This window comes from Gammaproteobacteria bacterium (assembly GCA_011682695.1).
Classification (GTDB): domain Bacteria; phylum Actinomycetota; class Acidimicrobiia; order Spongiisociales; family UBA4744; genus BMS3Bbin01.
The window spans coordinates 56,457-72,676 of sequence record JAACED010000005.1 but is presented as its reverse complement, the minus strand read 5'-3'; the positions used below and the strand labels follow the sequence as shown (position 1 = coordinate 72,676).

The 16,220-nt window shown below is 63.3% G+C and carries 13 protein-coding genes, 1 tRNA gene and 1 pseudogene; 8 read left to right on the top strand and 7 right to left on the bottom strand.

The window, feature by feature from the left end; genetic code table 11:
• The first annotated feature begins 12 nt into the window (after window positions 1–12).
• Window positions 13–648, top strand: coding sequence for a hypothetical protein (locus GWP04_01735; protein NIA24269.1), 636 nt, complete (start codon window positions 13–15; stop codon window positions 646–648).
• A 2-nt stretch (window positions 649–650) separates the two neighbouring features.
• On the opposite strand, the gene GWP04_01730 is transcribed toward GWP04_01735, so the two are convergent.
• Window positions 651–1,106 carry a D-tyrosyl-tRNA(Tyr) deacylase gene (locus GWP04_01730; GenBank protein ID NIA24268.1) on the bottom strand — a complete coding sequence of 152 codons (456 nt, stop codon included), beginning with the start codon at window positions 1,104–1,106 and terminating at the stop codon, window positions 651–653.
• A gap of 51 nt (window positions 1,107–1,157) precedes the next feature.
• Between GWP04_01730 and GWP04_01725 the strand changes: the two genes are divergently transcribed.
• The 3 genes from GWP04_01725 to GWP04_01715 all read left to right on the top strand — a co-directional run bounded on the left by GWP04_01725 (window position 1,158) and on the right by GWP04_01715 (window position 6,423).
• Window positions 1,158–2,852: a hypothetical protein gene (locus GWP04_01725; protein ID NIA24267.1), complete on the top strand. Its 1,695-nt coding sequence runs from the start codon at window positions 1,158–1,160 to the stop codon at window positions 2,850–2,852.
• Between the two features lie 21 nt (window positions 2,853–2,873).
• Window positions 2,874–5,165 (top strand): glycerol-3-phosphate 1-O-acyltransferase, encoded by a 2,292-nt coding sequence (locus GWP04_01720; protein ID NIA24266.1) that lies wholly within the window; start codon window positions 2,874–2,876, stop codon window positions 5,163–5,165.
• A gap of 91 nt (window positions 5,166–5,256) precedes the next feature.
• Complete coding sequence (locus tag GWP04_01715) at window positions 5,257–6,423, top strand: hypothetical protein (GenBank protein NIA24265.1); 1,167 nt, start codon at window positions 5,257–5,259, stop codon at window positions 6,421–6,423.
• Window positions 6,424–6,454: 31 nt separating this feature from the next.
• Here GWP04_01715 and GWP04_01710 read toward each other — a convergent pair whose 3' ends face one another.
• From GWP04_01710 to GWP04_01700, 3 genes are read right to left on the bottom strand one after another with little or no spacing between them, the layout of a single operon-like run.
• Window positions 6,455–7,621 (bottom strand): ABC transporter permease, encoded by a 1,167-nt coding sequence (locus GWP04_01710; GenBank protein ID NIA24264.1) that lies wholly within the window; start codon window positions 7,619–7,621, stop codon window positions 6,455–6,457.
• On the bottom strand, window positions 7,618–8,814 hold the full coding sequence (locus tag GWP04_01705) for an ABC transporter permease (protein ID NIA24263.1): 1,197 nt from the start codon (window positions 8,812–8,814) through the stop codon (window positions 7,618–7,620). The genes GWP04_01710 and GWP04_01705 overlap by 4 nt, the downstream gene beginning before the upstream one ends.
• A complete protein-coding gene (locus tag GWP04_01700) occupies window positions 8,814–9,749 on the bottom strand; it encodes an ATP-binding cassette domain-containing protein (GenBank protein ID NIA24262.1) in 936 nt (311 codons plus the stop codon). The genes GWP04_01705 and GWP04_01700 overlap by 1 nt, the downstream gene beginning before the upstream one ends.
• Window positions 9,750–9,840: 91 nt before the next feature.
• Here GWP04_01700 and GWP04_01695 point away from each other — a divergent pair, with 91 nt between their 5' ends.
• Window positions 9,841–10,485, top strand: a complete 645-nt coding sequence (locus tag GWP04_01695) for a phosphoribosyltransferase (protein NIA24261.1) — start codon at window positions 9,841–9,843, stop codon at window positions 10,483–10,485.
• 197 nt (window positions 10,486–10,682) lie between these two features.
• Here the strand turns inward: GWP04_01695 and GWP04_01690 are convergent, their stop codons facing one another.
• Complete coding sequence (locus GWP04_01690; protein NIA24260.1) at window positions 10,683–12,329, bottom strand: response regulator; 1,647 nt, start codon at window positions 12,327–12,329, stop codon at window positions 10,683–10,685.
• A gap of 110 nt (window positions 12,330–12,439) precedes the next feature.
• Here GWP04_01690 and GWP04_01685 point away from each other — a divergent pair.
• Window positions 12,440–12,513 (top strand) — tRNA-Ile (locus tag GWP04_01685).
• A 147-nt stretch (window positions 12,514–12,660) separates the two neighbouring features.
• Here the strand turns inward: GWP04_01685 and GWP04_01680 are convergent.
• Window positions 12,661–12,885 (bottom strand): annotated as a pseudogene (locus GWP04_01680) (tyrosine-type recombinase/integrase).
• Window positions 12,886–13,101: 216 nt separating this feature from the next.
• Between GWP04_01680 and GWP04_01675 the strand changes: the two are divergent.
• Window positions 13,102–13,422, top strand: a complete 321-nt coding sequence (locus tag GWP04_01675) for a methyltransferase domain-containing protein (GenBank protein ID NIA24259.1) — start codon at window positions 13,102–13,104, stop codon at window positions 13,420–13,422.
• A complete protein-coding gene (locus GWP04_01670) occupies window positions 13,412–14,653 on the top strand; it encodes a DUF222 domain-containing protein (GenBank protein ID NIA24258.1) in 1,242 nt (413 codons plus the stop codon). Before GWP04_01675 ends, GWP04_01670 begins: the two co-directional genes overlap by 11 nt.
• A gap of 104 nt (window positions 14,654–14,757) precedes the next feature.
• On the opposite strand, the gene GWP04_01665 is transcribed toward GWP04_01670, so the two are convergent.
• On the bottom strand, window positions 14,758–15,957 hold the full coding sequence (locus tag GWP04_01665) for a serine hydrolase (GenBank protein NIA24257.1): 1,200 nt from the start codon (window positions 15,955–15,957) through the stop codon (window positions 14,758–14,760).
• Window positions 15,958–16,220: the final 263 nt, after the last annotated feature.

The window sequence follows — 16,220 nt, the reverse complement described above, 5'->3', positions numbered from 1 at the left end:
AGGAGTACTCGAATGGCAGTAATCACGGTCTGGAGCGACATGCTCTGCCCCTGGGCATACATAGCCGGTCTCCGTTTGAGGAAAGTGCGGGACCAGCTCAAAGCCGATTCCGTTTCATTCGACTTTCGGGCATGGCCGCTCGACATCACACATCGGCCACCTGCCGCGAGCCGGAGGCGTGCCGAGATTGTCGCTCTTGCCCAGTTCGAACCGAGTGCATTCACCCTCTACGAAGGCCCGTTGCCCGTCTCGTCCGTCTTGGCCTCGGAGGCTCAGAAGTGGGGTTACTCGTACGGCCAAGAGATCGGCGAGCACTTCGATCTTGCGATCCGACGCGCTTTCTTCCTGCATTCGCGCAATCTCGGGATTCGCGGCGAGCTTCTGGCCGTGGCACAAACCGAAGGGCTGGACGATGACGCCCTGGCCTCGGCCGTCGACAGCGGAAAGTTCCGGGCCGCCATCACCGCCGATATCGAAGAGGGGAGGGAAATCCCCGTCGGCGGAAGTCCGACGGTGGTCCTCCCTGACGGCATGGCGCTGTCCAATCCCGGGTTCGAAGTGACACGGTTGAGAGAGATCCCGATCATCACTGCCGATCATCCCTCCGTCTATGAGGATCTACTGCAACGAGCGGCCTTGCAGGATTGAGTTCAAAGGACCTTCCCGCCGCTCACGTCGACGACAAAGGTGACCGGCCCCTGATTCACGAGCGAGACGAGCATCCGCTCACCGAATACACCTGAGGCCACACGAACGCCACGGGCCGCCACAGAGTTCGCCACCGTGCCTATGAGAGATGCCGCGACATCGGCGGGAGCAGCGTCGGTGAACGAGGGCCTCCGGCCCTTTCTCACGTTGGCACAGAGTGTGAACTGGCTGACGAGGAGTACCGACCCTCCGACATCGGCCACCGAACGGTTCATCTTGTCGTCCTCATCGCAGAAGATCCGAAGACCCACGATCTTGTCGGCAAGCGCCTCTGCGTCTTGGGGTTCATCACCATGGGAAATGCACACGAGCACCAGTAGCCCGACACCAATGGCGCCGACCGGAGCACCATTAACCGTCACCTCGGCTTCTCGAACGCGTTGGATCACTGCCCGCATGCCGGCAATGTAGCGCTTAATTCACGCCCTCCAGCAGCCGACACAAAACAAATGGCAGTTTTCAACATGAGAACCACCGACCTGCCCGAGCAGGTGGTGGTCCGGGCTTTTGGAGTGGCCGCGATCGTCGTGGCCGTACAGTTGGTCGCGGCGGCAATCTTCTTCGCCAACCCTGTGTTCTCCCTTGCAGCCATCGCCCCGTCGCTCGTCGCGGTCATGGCATTCGTCACCTTCCGGGGCAGGCAAGTTCCTGCGGGCTGGATCATGACGGCGTCCGCGGCGGCGATTGCCGTCGACATCGGCCTGACCGAAGGAACTCAGTACCGGATACTCGGGCTCGGCGGAATCATCGTGCTTGGCTTGATCGCTGTGATGCTGTCGGCACAGCGATGGGCGATGTACATGGTCGCCTTCGCTTCACTGATCGTGATCGCAAACACCACGTGGCACCACACCGGTGACCTTGCAGAACCGTTGGCGAATGGAATAAGTCTCGCCATCATCTTCCTCATCGGAGCTTCCCTCGCAGCCTGGGTACGAACCACGAAGCTCAAAGTGGATCAGCGCTACCGCACACTCGTGCACCGTGCTCCGATTTCGATTTGGGAAGAGGACTTCTCGAATGTCGAGAAGTGGCTCGACGGACTCCGCTCAGAAGGCGTCACCGACCTCAGGAGCTTCCTCACCCCGAGCATGATCCGCGAGGCCACCGGGCTCATCACCGTGCGCGAGGTGAACCAGGCCTGTATCGATCTGCTGGAGGCTCGCGATGCGACACAGCTCGTCGGTCCCCTTCAGCCTGCCAGCATCTCCGAGGAGACGCTGGACTCCCTCACCGAACAGCTGATCGCCGTCTGGGAACGAAAGGACCACGTGACAACGGAGGTCAAGGGCCTCACATTCAAAGGGAACCCGATCGAAGGGATTCTCCACTGGTCGGCTCCAAGGATCAACGGCCGAATCGATCTTTCCAGCGTCGTCGTCTCGGTCACCGACGTCACACCCCTCAAGGAAACGCAGCGCCGTCTCGCAGACCTCGTCGATTCGAAAGACCGTTTTGTGGCTTCGGTCAGCCACGAACTCAGAACGCCGCTGACCACCGTGGTCGGGCTCTCAGCCGAACTGCGCGACCACCTGCCGCGTTTTCAGATGCAGGAGATGCACGAGATGCTCGGACTGATTGCCACACAGGCGACCGACGTCGGCCACATCGTAGAGGACCTACTCGTCGCCGCCAGAGCAGACATTGGAACGATCACACTGCATGCGGAACAACTCGACGTCCGCACCGTCATCCGTGAGGTGGCAGCCAGCCATCCGCCCGACAAACTTGCACTTCCGAAACAGGCACTGATGGCAACGGCGGACTCCACACGGCTGCGGCAGATCATCCGCAACCTGCTGACGAATGCGAGACGCTACGGAGGCGACCATGTCGCTCTCGCCGCAAGACAAAGCGTCGACGAGATCTCGATCGAGGTGAGCGACGACGGACCGGGAATCCCAAGCGACGACGCCGCTCGCATCTTTCTCCCATACGAAACCGCACACCACACCATCGGGCTCACCGAGTCCGTCGGGCTCGGGCTCGCCGTGGCGCTACAGCTGGCACGCCTCATGAACGGCGATCTCACGTACGAACGGCGAGAAGCAATCACGGTGTTCCGTCTGACATTGCCGGTGTCGCTCGATCCTGAGAGGCACACTGTGCAGGGGCAGGCGGGCTCAGCCATGTTCGTGGACTGAACATCCGTAGACTCCCGCTCGATGGAGACACTTTGGCCTGAAGGAAACGGTCGTCCGCTCGTGTTCCTCATCGATGCCTCCAGCATCATCGAGGAGCGCCTTCTCCGCGGATGGATCGACCGCAACCGCGTCCCGGGCGTTCGGTACGATGCCGTTCGCATCCCTCCGTCTCGCAAGCCACGGTGGTCCTATCCCGACAGAGACAGGCTCAACGAGCTCCTTGCCGACGATCCGCTTCTCGTCCCGCTGCGTATCGCATGGCTCGCGCCTCGCCACCACGGCCGACGGTCGGTTTCGTTTGTCGACCTGTTCCGACTCATGGACCCCCGTGTCCCCGACCCGCTGCGTCAGCTCGCCATCGTCCGACGCAACCTCGACCGTTGCTGGGTGATCGTCGGCGAGCCGGCGACGACCTCCTCACTCCAACGCGGGGCCGCAGGCGCCGAAGGCGACTTCGTCACCTTCGTGCATCGCCGGGCCTCGCTGGCTCTTGATCGGGCTGAACGCCGCCTGCGCGGAAACCGCTACAAGGTCCCTCGGTTCGTGCGCCGGGACATCCTGGCCTCCCCATCATTCGTCACGCAGGTCCACGCCATTGCCGAGGCCGAGAACCGATCGCCCAATGCCGCGATGACCAGAGCATCGAGGTACCTCAAAGAGATCGCTGCTTCCCACAGCCCATACCTCATCGACCTCGTCGCCAACGCGATCCGGTGGCTGTACCGTCGGGGCTATCGGGCGATCCTGTACTCACGGGAAGATCTCGCGAACGTCCTGTCGCTCGGCCAGCGGTATCCCCTCGTCTTTCTCCCGTCACACAAGTCCAACCTCGACCACCTGGCGCTGCAATACGTTCTGTGGGAGAACGACGCGCCGCCCAATCACACGGCGGGCGGCATCAACATGAACTTCTTCCCGATCGGGCCGGTCATCAGGCGAACCGGCGTGTTCTTCATTCGCCGCTCGTTCAAGAAGAACACCCTCTACAAGTACGTCCTGCAGAGCTACCTGGACTACCTCATCGAGAAGCGCTTCCCACTCGAGTGGTATCTCGAAGGGGGCCGTTCCCGATCCGGGAAACTGCTCCCGCCTCGGTACGGATTGTTGACCTATGTCGCCGATGCCTTCGCAAGAGGCAAGAGCGAAGACGTCTACCTCATCCCCCTTTCGATCACCTACGACCACATCCAGGACGTGGACGCGTACGCCGCGGAGCAACGCGGCGAACGCAAAGAGCGCGAGAGCTTCGGATGGCTGATCCGTACCGTCCGCTCGTTGGGCCGACGGTACGGCAATATCCACTTGCGTTTCGGCGAACCCCTCGCTCTGTCCACCTATCTCGAGCAAGGGACGGCGATCGAGCCTATCGACGTTCAGAAGGTCGCGTTCGAGGTATCGACGCGAATCAACGATGTAACACCGGTCACACCGACCGCGCTGCTCACGATCGCCCTCCTGACCGCAGAGGATCGTGCATTCACCTTGGATCAGATCCAGGAAGAAGTCTCGGAGCTGTGCACATACATTCGTTCACGAAACATCCCGCTCACCGAACGCGTGGACAGCAAGAACGCCAAACAGATCGAGTCGATCCTGCAACGTCTCGACGACGAGGGCATCGTTGCCACGTTCGACGCCGGACCCGAGACCGTGTACATGATCGGTGCCGAGCAACGCCTCAGCGCTGCCTACTACCGCAACACGATCGTTCACTTCTTCGTCAATGCTGCAATCACCGAGCTGGCACTCCTCACCGCCGCGAACGCAGCAGTGGCCGGTCCGGAGGCCTTCTGGGATGAGGTCATGCGACTCAGAGATCTGTTGAAGTTCGAGTTCTTCTTTGCAGACAAGGACGAGTTCCGTCAGCAAGTCTGGAACGAACTGCTCCACCAGGATCCTCGCTGGCCCAAGCGAGTTCTTCTGGGAGCAGACGAGATCCGCGCCTTGCTCCGCGACCTGCGGCCGCTCACCAGCTACTGGGTTCTTCGGCCCTATCTCGAGGCATATCAGGTCGTGGCCGACGCACTCGTTCTGCACTCGCCGTATGTCGAGATCAACGAGAAGAAGTTCATGGGAGAGTGTCTGGCACTCGGAAAACAGTATCGGTTGCAGCAGCGCATCCACACCGACGAGTCCATCTCACAGGTGCTCTTCACTTCGGCATTCAAACTCGCCGCGAACAGGGATCTGCTCGATATCGACGATCCTGACTGTGGAGCGAAGCGCCGAGCCTTCGCTTCAGAGATCCACGATGCGCTGACAAAGATCGATTCCATCGCCGCCCTCGCCACGGGTCGGCGAGCAGGGTTCTAGCAGGCTCGCTTCGCTCGTCGAGTGATGCCGGTGCGTAGATCGGTGGGCACCCCCTTCTCACCGACGCTCCGACGCCGTACCCTCGCCGCGAATGGTTCGTCTCATCGACCCGGATGTTGCACGTCGCACTGCGGCACACATGGAGGCCCTGGAAAGAGAACTCTCCACGCAGATGGTTGCCGCCTTCACTCTGCTGCGCACTGCCGGGGGTTCGACAGCGACGGCCGCCAGAGCCCGAGCGTCCACGGGTTGGTGGGTCGAAGAAGCCGCCAGATTGCGCGCACGGGCCGATGCCGTGGACACGAGCAACGCGTGCCCCCTCCCCGAGATTCGAGGACCGACGATCTCGGGACCGGCCTCACCCAGGGACCTCGTGCTCGCGGACCTCACGAGGCTCGAGGAGAAGCGAGCCTTTCTTTCGATGAATCTCGATCTCCTGAACCGATTCCTTCCGTGGCTGCCGGGCGAGCCGCTGCGAGGCCTCCGAGCGAGCTTGACCTGGGCGATTGCCCGACTCGATCGTGCCGTCGCCGATCGATACGCGTGGGCAGACCGGGATCTGCTGCTCTTCGATCCTTCCGGAGATGGACGCATCGCCGAAGTCATCGGTGACCTGGACACGGCTCGCCATGTCGTCGTCCTCGTCCCGGGCGTGGGAAACGACCTCTCGTCGTACGAGCGCGCCTTGCGCTCCGATGCACTCAATCTTGCACAGCGTCTCGGCGGTACGGACACGGCAGTCGTGACCTGGCTCGGCTACGACCCTCCGGACACCATCGTGGGCGCGATCTCACGTGAACCTGCTCGTCAGGGCGCCGGCGCCCTCGGAGATTTCATGAAGCAGTTCGGTCCGGCCCACACGACGGTCATCGCACACTCCTATGGATCACTCGTCGCAGGGATCGCTGCGCAAGAAGGTGTGCTCGCTCCGGACGAACTGGTATTCATCGGGAGTCCGGGGGTCGGGACAGACAACGCCGCCGACCTGGGTCTTCCTTCATCCACCACAGTGTGGTCCGGCCTCGCACCGCTCGATCCGATCCGACTGGCTCGCCCGGACTGCATGGATCCTTTGCCTCCGTGTTCAACGGATCTGGTGTTCGGTGCCGACCCGCACAGCCCGATGTTCGGCGCCAGGACATTCGCTACCGGTACCAGGCCGGTGTGGAGCGCCCACTCGTCGTACTACCGAACCGGATCGCTGTCGTTGGCCAACCTGGCGCACATCGTCCTCGACGAGGACGTAGTCGACGGCTGAGCGAGCGGCGGACTTCAGCGCCACTTCCGGCTCACGGTCGCGTCAACGACCGGTGCAGTGCCCAAGAGGCCAGAGCGAGAAGCACCACGGCGTATCCGCCGAGAATCGCCAGCTCAGGGAGGATATCGACGAGCCCTCCGCCCCGCAGCACCATCTCGATGAATGCCTCCAGGGCCCACGCGTGCGGGGTGATGTGGGCCACCGTGAATAGACCCGGCGAGAACATCTGGAACACCTGCAAGGGAACCATGCATCCTCCCAGCGCCCCAAGCCCGAGCCCGAGTAACACGCCGATTCCACCGGCCTGCGCATCGTTGCGAAACAGCGACCCCACCAGCATCGCCGCACCGGCGCCCACGAGTGAGAACATGACGAGCACCGCGCCGGTCCCCAGCGGGTCTCCCCAATCGACGCCGAACACCACCCACGTGCCGAGAACGATGAACAGGCCCTGCACCATGGCGACCCCGAACCTCCCCATGGCTTCCCCGGCCACAATCGTTCGTATCGGTGTTGGGGTCGCCACCATTCGGCGACTGACACCCCATGTTCGCGACTGAATCAGTGCGGCGGAGCCGGCCAGGGATGTGAGGAACATGAACAGGATCAACTGGGACTGCGCACCGAGGTCGAAGCGTCCACCCTGAGTGAACGAAACCGACTCTCCCACCGACGACGTGACGACGGAGATGCCTCCCAGGCTCGTCTGCAGCGCTTTCGCGACGGGAAGCGCATCGTCGAAGTCCGCCAGGCCATGAGATTCGACGAACCCGGCGGCACGCAACACCCTGTTCTCATCGGCAACGACGCTCTCGACCACGGTTCGCAGTGCCGCCTCGTCTTGAAGGGATCGTGCCACGAAACCGAGTTCAACGCCGTCCTTGGCCCGCTCGTCGTAGCCCTTCGGTATCTCGAAGCCGGCTTCCACCTCTCCCCGCTCCACAGCCAGGAGGAGCCGATCGAGATCCGGATAGGACAGCACCCGGATGGTGGACCGGCTCTCCAAGCCGGCGACCAGCGACCGTGCCAGTGGACCGTCATCGCCGCCGACGACTCCGAGACGAGGCAAGAAGCTGCCACCGAACATGGCACCGAGCACCAGGATCAGCAGGAGCGGGAGAACGAAGACGAAGAAGAATGAGCTGCGGTCCCGCACCATGCGGAGCACGTTCATTCTGGCAATGACCAACGCTTTCATCGATCCACGACCTTGCGCAACACTGCCCATGCGAGTGCACCCGACACCACGCCGAACCCCACCAAGATGCCCGCTGCCGGCAACACGTCGGTGACGTGCCCTGCGGCCAGGTCACCCAGCCCTTGGATGAACCACGCGTGTGGCGTAAATCGACTCGCGACGGTCAAGAAACCTCCGACCTGGGATACCGGGAAGAAGGACCCGCCGAGCAGGGCCAGAGCAATGGCGACGACCGCCGTGTAGGTGTTGGCCTGCTCGTCGGTCTTGGCGATGCCAGACACGACGGCCATGATCCCGACCGCCGAGAAGGTCACGGCGAGAACGAGGATTGCCACCCCGACGGGGTTCCCCCAGTCCGCTCCAAGCAGGTAGGTCGAGGCGACAACGAGGACGGTCATACTCAATAACCCGAGAACGTACGACGCGATCGCCTTGCCGCCGAGAATGGAGCCTTTCCGGATCGGAGCGACCAGCAGACGGTCGAGTGTTCCATCACGGCGCTCCTCCAACAACCCCAAGACACCCAACTGTGTGACGTAGAACAGAAACATCGCCGCCATCCCCACGGTCATCGAAGTCGCGCTGTCGAGCCGGCGGGTGGGGACCGACACGCTGCCGACCACGACCGGAGCCGGGAATGCCACCGCCTCGGCCACCGTATCCGGACCGATCGATCCACCGGACGCCAGATAGGTTCGCATTTCGAGGTTGACCGCGGTCACCTCGTCTGCAAAACGACTCGCGAGTGCCTCGGCGATCGCCGCGCTGGTCGATGAGGCCGGGCTGCCGATGACCTCGAGCGTTGCGGCTTCGCCACGCTGCACCGCAGCGGAGAATCCGGCAGGAATCACGAAGGCGGCGCTGATGCCATTTTCAGAGTCGGAGAGGGAGCCGCTGCCGGCTTCCACGCGCCGGCGCGCTTCGTCGACGGACTCGACCGGCACGATCGTGATTCCCTCCTGCTCAGCAGCAAAGCCGGCGAGCATCCGGTCGGTGAATGCGGCGGCAATCTCCCCTCCGTCCTGGTCCACGACACCGAATGTCGCGGTGAAGTGCGTCGATGCAATCGGGTTGAATACGAAGCTGAAAATGGCTGCGAGTCCTAGTGGAGCGATGATCCCGACGATGTACGCGGAACGGTCGCGCAGGCGCCTCCGAAGGTCCTTGCCCGCGATGAGCAATGCGTCGCGCATCAGTCCCGCAAGGCCTTGCCGGTGAGGTGCAGGAACACGTCTTCCAGGTTCGGCTCGTCGAACTCGACGGTCGCCACGGCCACGCCCGCGCCGGTCACCACCGACAGGACCTCGGTGATGATCTCACCCGCGTCTTCGACGATGATCTCGATGCCGTCATCGACACGCCCCACCCCCCGGACCGTTTCGATACCACGAACCCGTTCGATGGCGGCGTCGAGATCCCCTGAGGCCCGCAAACGAACCCGATCGCTGCTACCGATCAGGCCGACCAGCTCACGTCGAGTTCCTTCAGCGACCAGCTTGCCTGCATCGATGATCCCCACACGATCGCACAGGCGCTCCGCCTCCTCCATGTAGTGGGTCGTATAGATCACCGCCATACCCTCACGGCCGAGAAGCTCGACGTTTTCGAGAATCGCATTGCGGCTCTGTGGATCGACGCCAACGGTGGGCTCATCGAGGATGAGGAGTCGCGGCTCGTGCAATAGGCCGATGCCGATGTTCAGGCGCCGTTTCATGCCTCCCGAGTACTGCTCGACGCGGTCGTCGGCCCGGTCCGCCAGGCCGATGATCTCCAGTACTTCATCAGTTCTGGCCGCGAGCCGCGACGACCCCAGCCCGTACAGCCTCCCAAAGAAACGGATGTTCTCCCTGGCGGTGAGATCCGGATAGACCGCGACGTCTTGCGGAACCAGTCCGATGGCGGCCCTTGCGTTGACGCTTCGTGTCGTCACCGGTTGCCCGGCAACGGTCACCGACCCGGCATCGGCCGTGAGCAGCCCGGCAATCATCGAGATCGTGGTCGTCTTTCCTGCACCGTTCGGACCGAGCAGCCCGTAGGTTTCGCCCTGCGGGACCTGAAAGCTCACGCCGTCGACGGCAGTGAGGCCATCGAAGCACTTACGGAGTCCCTCACAGACCAGCACGCACATGGTTCCCTTTCTTCTCGGGAGGAAGCTAACAGACGGTTCACGAGCCAAAATGGTTCTTGCACATCACCTCGAACGCGGGAAAGCTATGAGCATGATCTTTCGAGATCGCAATGACGCAGGCCGCCGCCTCGCAGAGCAATTGATGAACCTCGCCGGCCCCCAGACGGTGGTCGTCGGCCTCCCCAGAGGAGGTGTCGTGGTCGCCTCCGAAGTGTCGGCGGCACTCGAAGCTCCGCTCGATGTCATCGTTGTCCGCAAACTCGGTGCGCCGGGTCAGCCCGAGCTGGGCGTCGGTGCGATCGGCGAAGATGGCATCGAGGTCCTCAACCGGGATCTCATCGGCATGCTCGGCATCACCGAAGCCGAGCTCGACAAGGTCAGAACGTCGGAACGGGCGGAACTCCAACGGCGAGAAGCACGGTACCGCCGTGGCAACCCGCCGCTCCCGGTTGCGGGAAAGACGGTCCTACTGATCGACGACGGCCTCGCAACCGGTATCACCGCCAAGGCCGCGGCGAGGGTGCTGCGGGCCCGCGACGCAGGGCGAATCGTGCTCGCGGTACCGGTCGGTGCACTTGAAACGGTCCATGACGTCAGGGGAGAAGTCGACGAGGTCGTGTGCCTCGAAATCCCACGATGGTTCAGAGCGGTCGGCCAGTGGTATGAGGACTTTCGTCAGACGACCGATGCGCAGGTAGTCGAGTGCCTCGACCGTGCGGCCGAACGCGGCTTCTGACGCAAGGCGGCACCCCGACCGACCAAGCATCGGATTGCGCATCCGGTCTCCGCGCCGCTGCCTCTCGGGGTGCCAAACTGTGGGTACTGAATATCAGATGCCGGCCGTTGCGACCAGGGCCATTCGGCCCTATCGAGTCCGCCGGCCACCGCGGAGGCAGGAGCGCCCCGCCGCCGAGTTGATCGCACTCATCGTGGTCAGCTTGCCGTAGTCTGAGCCTCATCCTCCACCGCAGACTCGATCGTCCGCAACAGCTCAACGACCTGGAACGGCTTGGCCACGAACGCATCCATCCCTGCCCGCAGTACCCGGCTCGACATGTCCACGACACCTTCGGCTGCCGTGCCGATGATCGGGACCCTCGTTCGAGCGGACTCGCCACGGCGAATCTCGGCCGCAACTTCCATACCCCCGATGTCGGGAAGCCACAGATCCAGAAGGATCACATCGAAGCGATGCTCACCCACGGCTTTGAGTGCATCGAGTCCGCAGTCGACGACATCCACATGATGACCACGACGCTCGAGGATGCGTTTGGCCACCATGCGATGTGTCGGGCTGTCGTCGACCACCAACAAGCTGAGATGACGACGTCGCTCACGAAGCCAGTGTTTGGTGACCAACGTCGAGAGGTCGACCGGGGATGGCCCGGTCAATACGGCCTGAATCGCTCCCTGCACCACGTCGTCGGTCAACGGTCTCGTCAAGTAGCCCGCGATGTTCAAGTCGCGACACCGTACGGCATCGCCGCGCTGGCCGACCGAGGTGACGACGACGATGTGCATCTGTTCCAGATCCGCTCGCTGTCGCAGTTGGGCTGCGAACTCGAGCGAGTCACCGTTCAAGGCCACGACGGCCAGAGCGAAGGGATGATCCGTCGCAGCCGCCGTCCCGAGTGCCCCGACGGCCTCTGTTGCATTCTCCACACCGACCGGTGTGAGCCCGATGGCACCGATCGCATCGACGTACCCTTCACGCACGAATCTGTTCTTGGCGATCACCAGCACCGGCAGATCCTCCAGCTCGGAGTGTCCCTCCTCGCTGATGCGCGCCGCACCTTCATACACGCCGATCGGCACGATCACATGGAACGACGAGCCCTGTCCTAGGCTGCTTTCCGCCCAGATACGGCCTCCCATGAGTTCCACGAGCTGGCGGCAGATCGCCAGCCCGAGGCCCGTACCGTTGCCGTGCATCGCCGTCTCACCGTCGGCCTGCGTATACGCTTCGAAGATCGAACTCAGCTGTTCCGCAGGAATCCCGGGGCCGCTGTCCCTTACCTGCACGTGGAGAGCATGGTCTGCGCCGGCGATGGCGTCCGCTGCCACCGACACCGACACGGCCCCATCCTGGGTGAACTTCAGCGCGTTGCCGATCAGGTTGAGCAGGATCTGGCGGATACGTCCGGGATCTCCCTTGATCACATCCGGAACGTCCGCACCCACCCCGAGTTGGAAACCGATACCTTGGTCTTCGGCTTGCGCCGCGGAGAGGGCCGTGATGTCGTTGAGAAGATCGGACAGACTGAATGGCTCCGTCTCGATTTCGAGTTTTCCCGCCTCGATCTTCGACAGATCCAGCAGATCGTTCACGATAGTCAGCAGGGCGTTGGCGGATGACGCCGACAATCCGAGGTACTCACGCTGTTCCGGGGTCAGTTTTGTCTCGAGCGTGAGCTGAGTCATCCCGATGATTCCGGCTAGTTGCGTGCGAATCTCATGACTGACATCCGCGAGGAATCGCGATTTGGCCCGGTCGGCCCGCTCCGCCTCCTCGAGGCGCGAGGTGAGCTGTCCCTCCCCCGAGGGCGCCTCCGGTGACTGTGTGGGTTCCACCTCCTGCACATTCGTTCCTTCCCTGGCGACATGCAGTTACCGTGCTATCGACAATGTGTCTGGTGCAGTTGAACCTTTCCTGAGCTCAGGTTGCTCGAGTGCACCATACAATCAAACAGGGGCCCGTAGCTCAGTTGGTCAGAGCAGCGGACTCATAATCCGTTAGTCGCAGGTTCGAGTCCTGCCGGGCCCACCCGAATACGTCCTGGTCAGGGGCCTGACCAGGGGGTTCATGGCCGCTCCACGACGTCAGTTCGAGCGGTTTTGTCCGTCGTTTGTCCGTCTGAGACTCGCGCAGCATCTGATCGAGACGCTCCGCGATGGTGTCCGCCTCTGACGGGAACAGGTGACCGTACAGGTCCATGGTGACGGTGATCGAGCTGTGCCCGAGGTGACGTTTGATGTGCTCAGGATGAGCGCCTGCTGCGATCATCAACGCGACAGCGGTATGTCTCAAGTCGTGGATGCGCAGCCCTGGTGGGACGCCCGCCGCTTCGACGGCCGGCCGCCAGATTCGCTTGGCGAAGTTGGAGTGTCGCAACGGCGTCCCGGGTTTGGCCGTCACATCTCGGCGCTATCGGAATCGCCCTTGCCGTTACGTTCCTGTGGAGCTCGTGGGTGCTGATCCGTCGGGGCCTGGACGAAGAAGCGTTGCAGTCGATCACGTTTGCAGTCCTCCGCTACAGCCTGGCGTCCGTTGTGCTGAGCCCTGCTCCCTCCGGTGAAGGGGAAGGTCGTGCTCGACATCGGCTGCAGTCCCGGTGCCTACTTCGATTGACTCTTGGAGCAGGATGCCGAACGGATCATCGGCTTCGATGCCAGTACGGAGATGATCCGGCTGGCACGAGATAGCTATGCCGATCGTGTGGAGCTGCGGGTGCATGACTTCACCGAGCCTCTCGATTTCCTGGACGACGGATCGATCGACGTGGCGATCTGTGGCCTGAGAGCCTCAGAAGCTCTACAACTCCCCACATTCGATCACGAGTCCAGGAGCCAGAACACGCCGAATCGTCACACGAAAACGGATCGGCACATATGTCGTTCTTGGAGGGTGGTTCTTGTCGGTGGGACCCTGTATGATCGAACATATGTTCGATAGCGAGGCTGCAGTGATCCCCGACCGGCTCGATGAGTTGGAGCCGGGTCCCGTGTTGGCTGCGTTCCTGACGACGATCGATGTCGGGGAGCTGTCCGGGTATGACCGCATCGTGGTACTGCGGGCTCATCAACGCATGGCGTCGCATTACCAGGCCCGAATCTATGAGGATATGGCTGCTGTCGCCGACGCGACAGGCGAGTCCGACGACGCATTGGCGGTGGAGTCCGCGGCGGCCGAGATTCGGGTCGCGCTGCGGCTGACCCGACGGGCTGCCGACTCGGAACTTGCCTTCGCTTTCGTCCTGAGACGGCGTCTCCCCCGAGTCTGGGATGAGTTGGCCGCCGGAGACATCGACCTGCGCCGCGCCAAGACCATCAGCTACGGGACGGAACATCTGCCGATCGCTCTTGCCCGTGATGTCACCGACCGCGTGTTGGGGGATGCGCCTCGCCTTACATCCGGACAGCTCGCAGCACGGATCCGTAGGCTCTGCATCGATGTCGACCCCGACGATGCCCGACAACGGTATCAACGGGCGGTCGGTGAACGGCGCCTCATCGCAGAACCGACCGAGTCGGGAACCGCCCACCTCCTCGGCCTCGATCTCGCCCCGGATCGGGTCACCGCCGCGGCCGCGAAGATCGACCACCTCGCCCGCAGCCTCAAGACGGCCGACGAATCCCGCACCATGGATCAACTACGCGCCGACGTCTTCCTGGACCTGCTCGACGGCACGCCCACCCACGCCACCAAGACCAGAGGTGTCGTCGAGATCCGCGTCGACCTCGAAACTCTGGCGACTCTCAGCGATCATCCCGGCGAGTTGGCCGGCTACGGACCCGTCATCGCCGACATCGCCCGACAGGTCACCGAACAAAACCAAACCGGCCAATGGCGCTTCACCGTCACCGACCCCGATACCGGACAACCGGCCTACCACGGCACCACGCGGCGGCGACCCACCACAGGCCAGCGCAGACACGTCGAGACCCGCAACCCGACCTGTGTCTTCCCCGGATGCCGCATGCCCGCGGCAAGCTGCGACCTCGACCATGGCACACCGTATGGCGACGGCGGTCCCACCACCGTCACGAACCTCGCACCCCTCTGCCGCCACGACCACCGCATCCGACACGACGCCGGATGGACCCACCAGCCCCTCCCCGGCGGCGACCACCGATGGACCACCAAGCTCGGCCACACCTACACGACCAGCGGCACACCGCCCTGAGCGCCGTCACTCGCCCCGGCGGCACACCGTCCCAACACCCGGATCCCGAACGAAGCCCTCCGTCGGCCAACGGCGCGAGGCGGCGCCAGGCCGAAGGTCACACCTCAGAGGCTCGCATACACGGCGTCGGCCACCGCGTCGACACGCGGGTCCACTGTGATCTCGAACACCATGTGCCGGGTGACATATCCGAATCCGATCCCGGGGTCGGCGAAACCGAGCGAACCCCCCATCCCCGGGTGCCCGAATGCCTTGTCGGCAGGGCCGTATCGCTCGGTGGGGGTACCTGGCAGCATGTAGCCGAGGGCGTATCGCTTCTCGGCCATCAGCGTGGCATCGTTGCCGTGCCATTGCTCGGCACTGTGCCGGGCGATGGACTCCTCGGACACTACGCGAACACCGTCGAGTTCCCCGCCGCCCGCGAGTGCGGCGTACACCCGGGCCAGGGATCGTGCATCGACGACACCGTTGGCCGCAGGGTGCTCCACGGCCCGGAACCGGGGATCGTTCCCTACCGCGGTGAAGTTCATCGCCCCCGACGGTCCGACGAAGAGCGAACGGCCGATGGATCCCTCCGAGCTCATGGCGTGGGCCATGAACGCCAGGATCTCGGGATCATCGGTGGGCGGCGGAGGGATGGTGAGTTCGAGATGTGCCACCCTGTCCTCGACCTCTGCGGGCTGTCCGATCCAGGCGGCCTCGATCCCGAGCGGCCCGGCGATCTCGTCGCGGAGCAACGCTCCGATGCTGCTGCCGGTCGCCCGGCGCACGACACCGTTGAGAAGGAGCCCGAAGGTCACGGAGTGGTAGCCATGGGTACCCTCCGGCCAGATGGGCTCGGCCTGCTCGAGTAGCCGAGTGAGGTCCTCGACACGGTCCCACCCCTCGGGCCCGTCAGCCGTGACGATCTCGGCGTAGCCCGGCGGATAGGGCAGACGGGCGCCGTGGGTGAGCACATCGGCGACCGTGATCTTCTCCTTGCCGCCTTGGGCGAACTCCGGCCACCAGTGCGCCACGGGTGTGTCGAGTCCGAGTCGCCCGGTATCGACGAGACGCTGCACGACCAGCGCCGTGATCCCTTTGGTCGCCGACCACACCGGGGTGATGGTGTCCTGCTCCCACGGTCGTCCGGGGCCGGCATCCCCACCCCACAGATCCACGACCTTGCGTCCGTCTGCGTAGACGCTGAGCGCCGCTCCGGTCTCCGCGCGCTCCGCGAAATTGGCGGCGAATGCCTCACGAACCGTATCGAACGCTCGGTCACAGTGGCCGTGGACCATCAGGATTCTCCCGTGTCGATTCATCCGAGCCTAGTGAGGAGTGGAATCCGACGGGGCAGGATCACCCGGCGCCTCCACCATGCCAACCGCCCTTGGAACAACACCACCTTGCCTCTTTCGAACTTGGAGGCCCGCCACCGAAATCGATACTGTGCTGCTGACAGTGACAGAGAACATAAGTGCACCGAGGATGCACATATGTGCACACACTCATTGACGCGTCCGTGAGTACCGGCATACAGTCCCTGCAACTGAAAATACTCACGTTGACTGCGGGTATCTGGGAG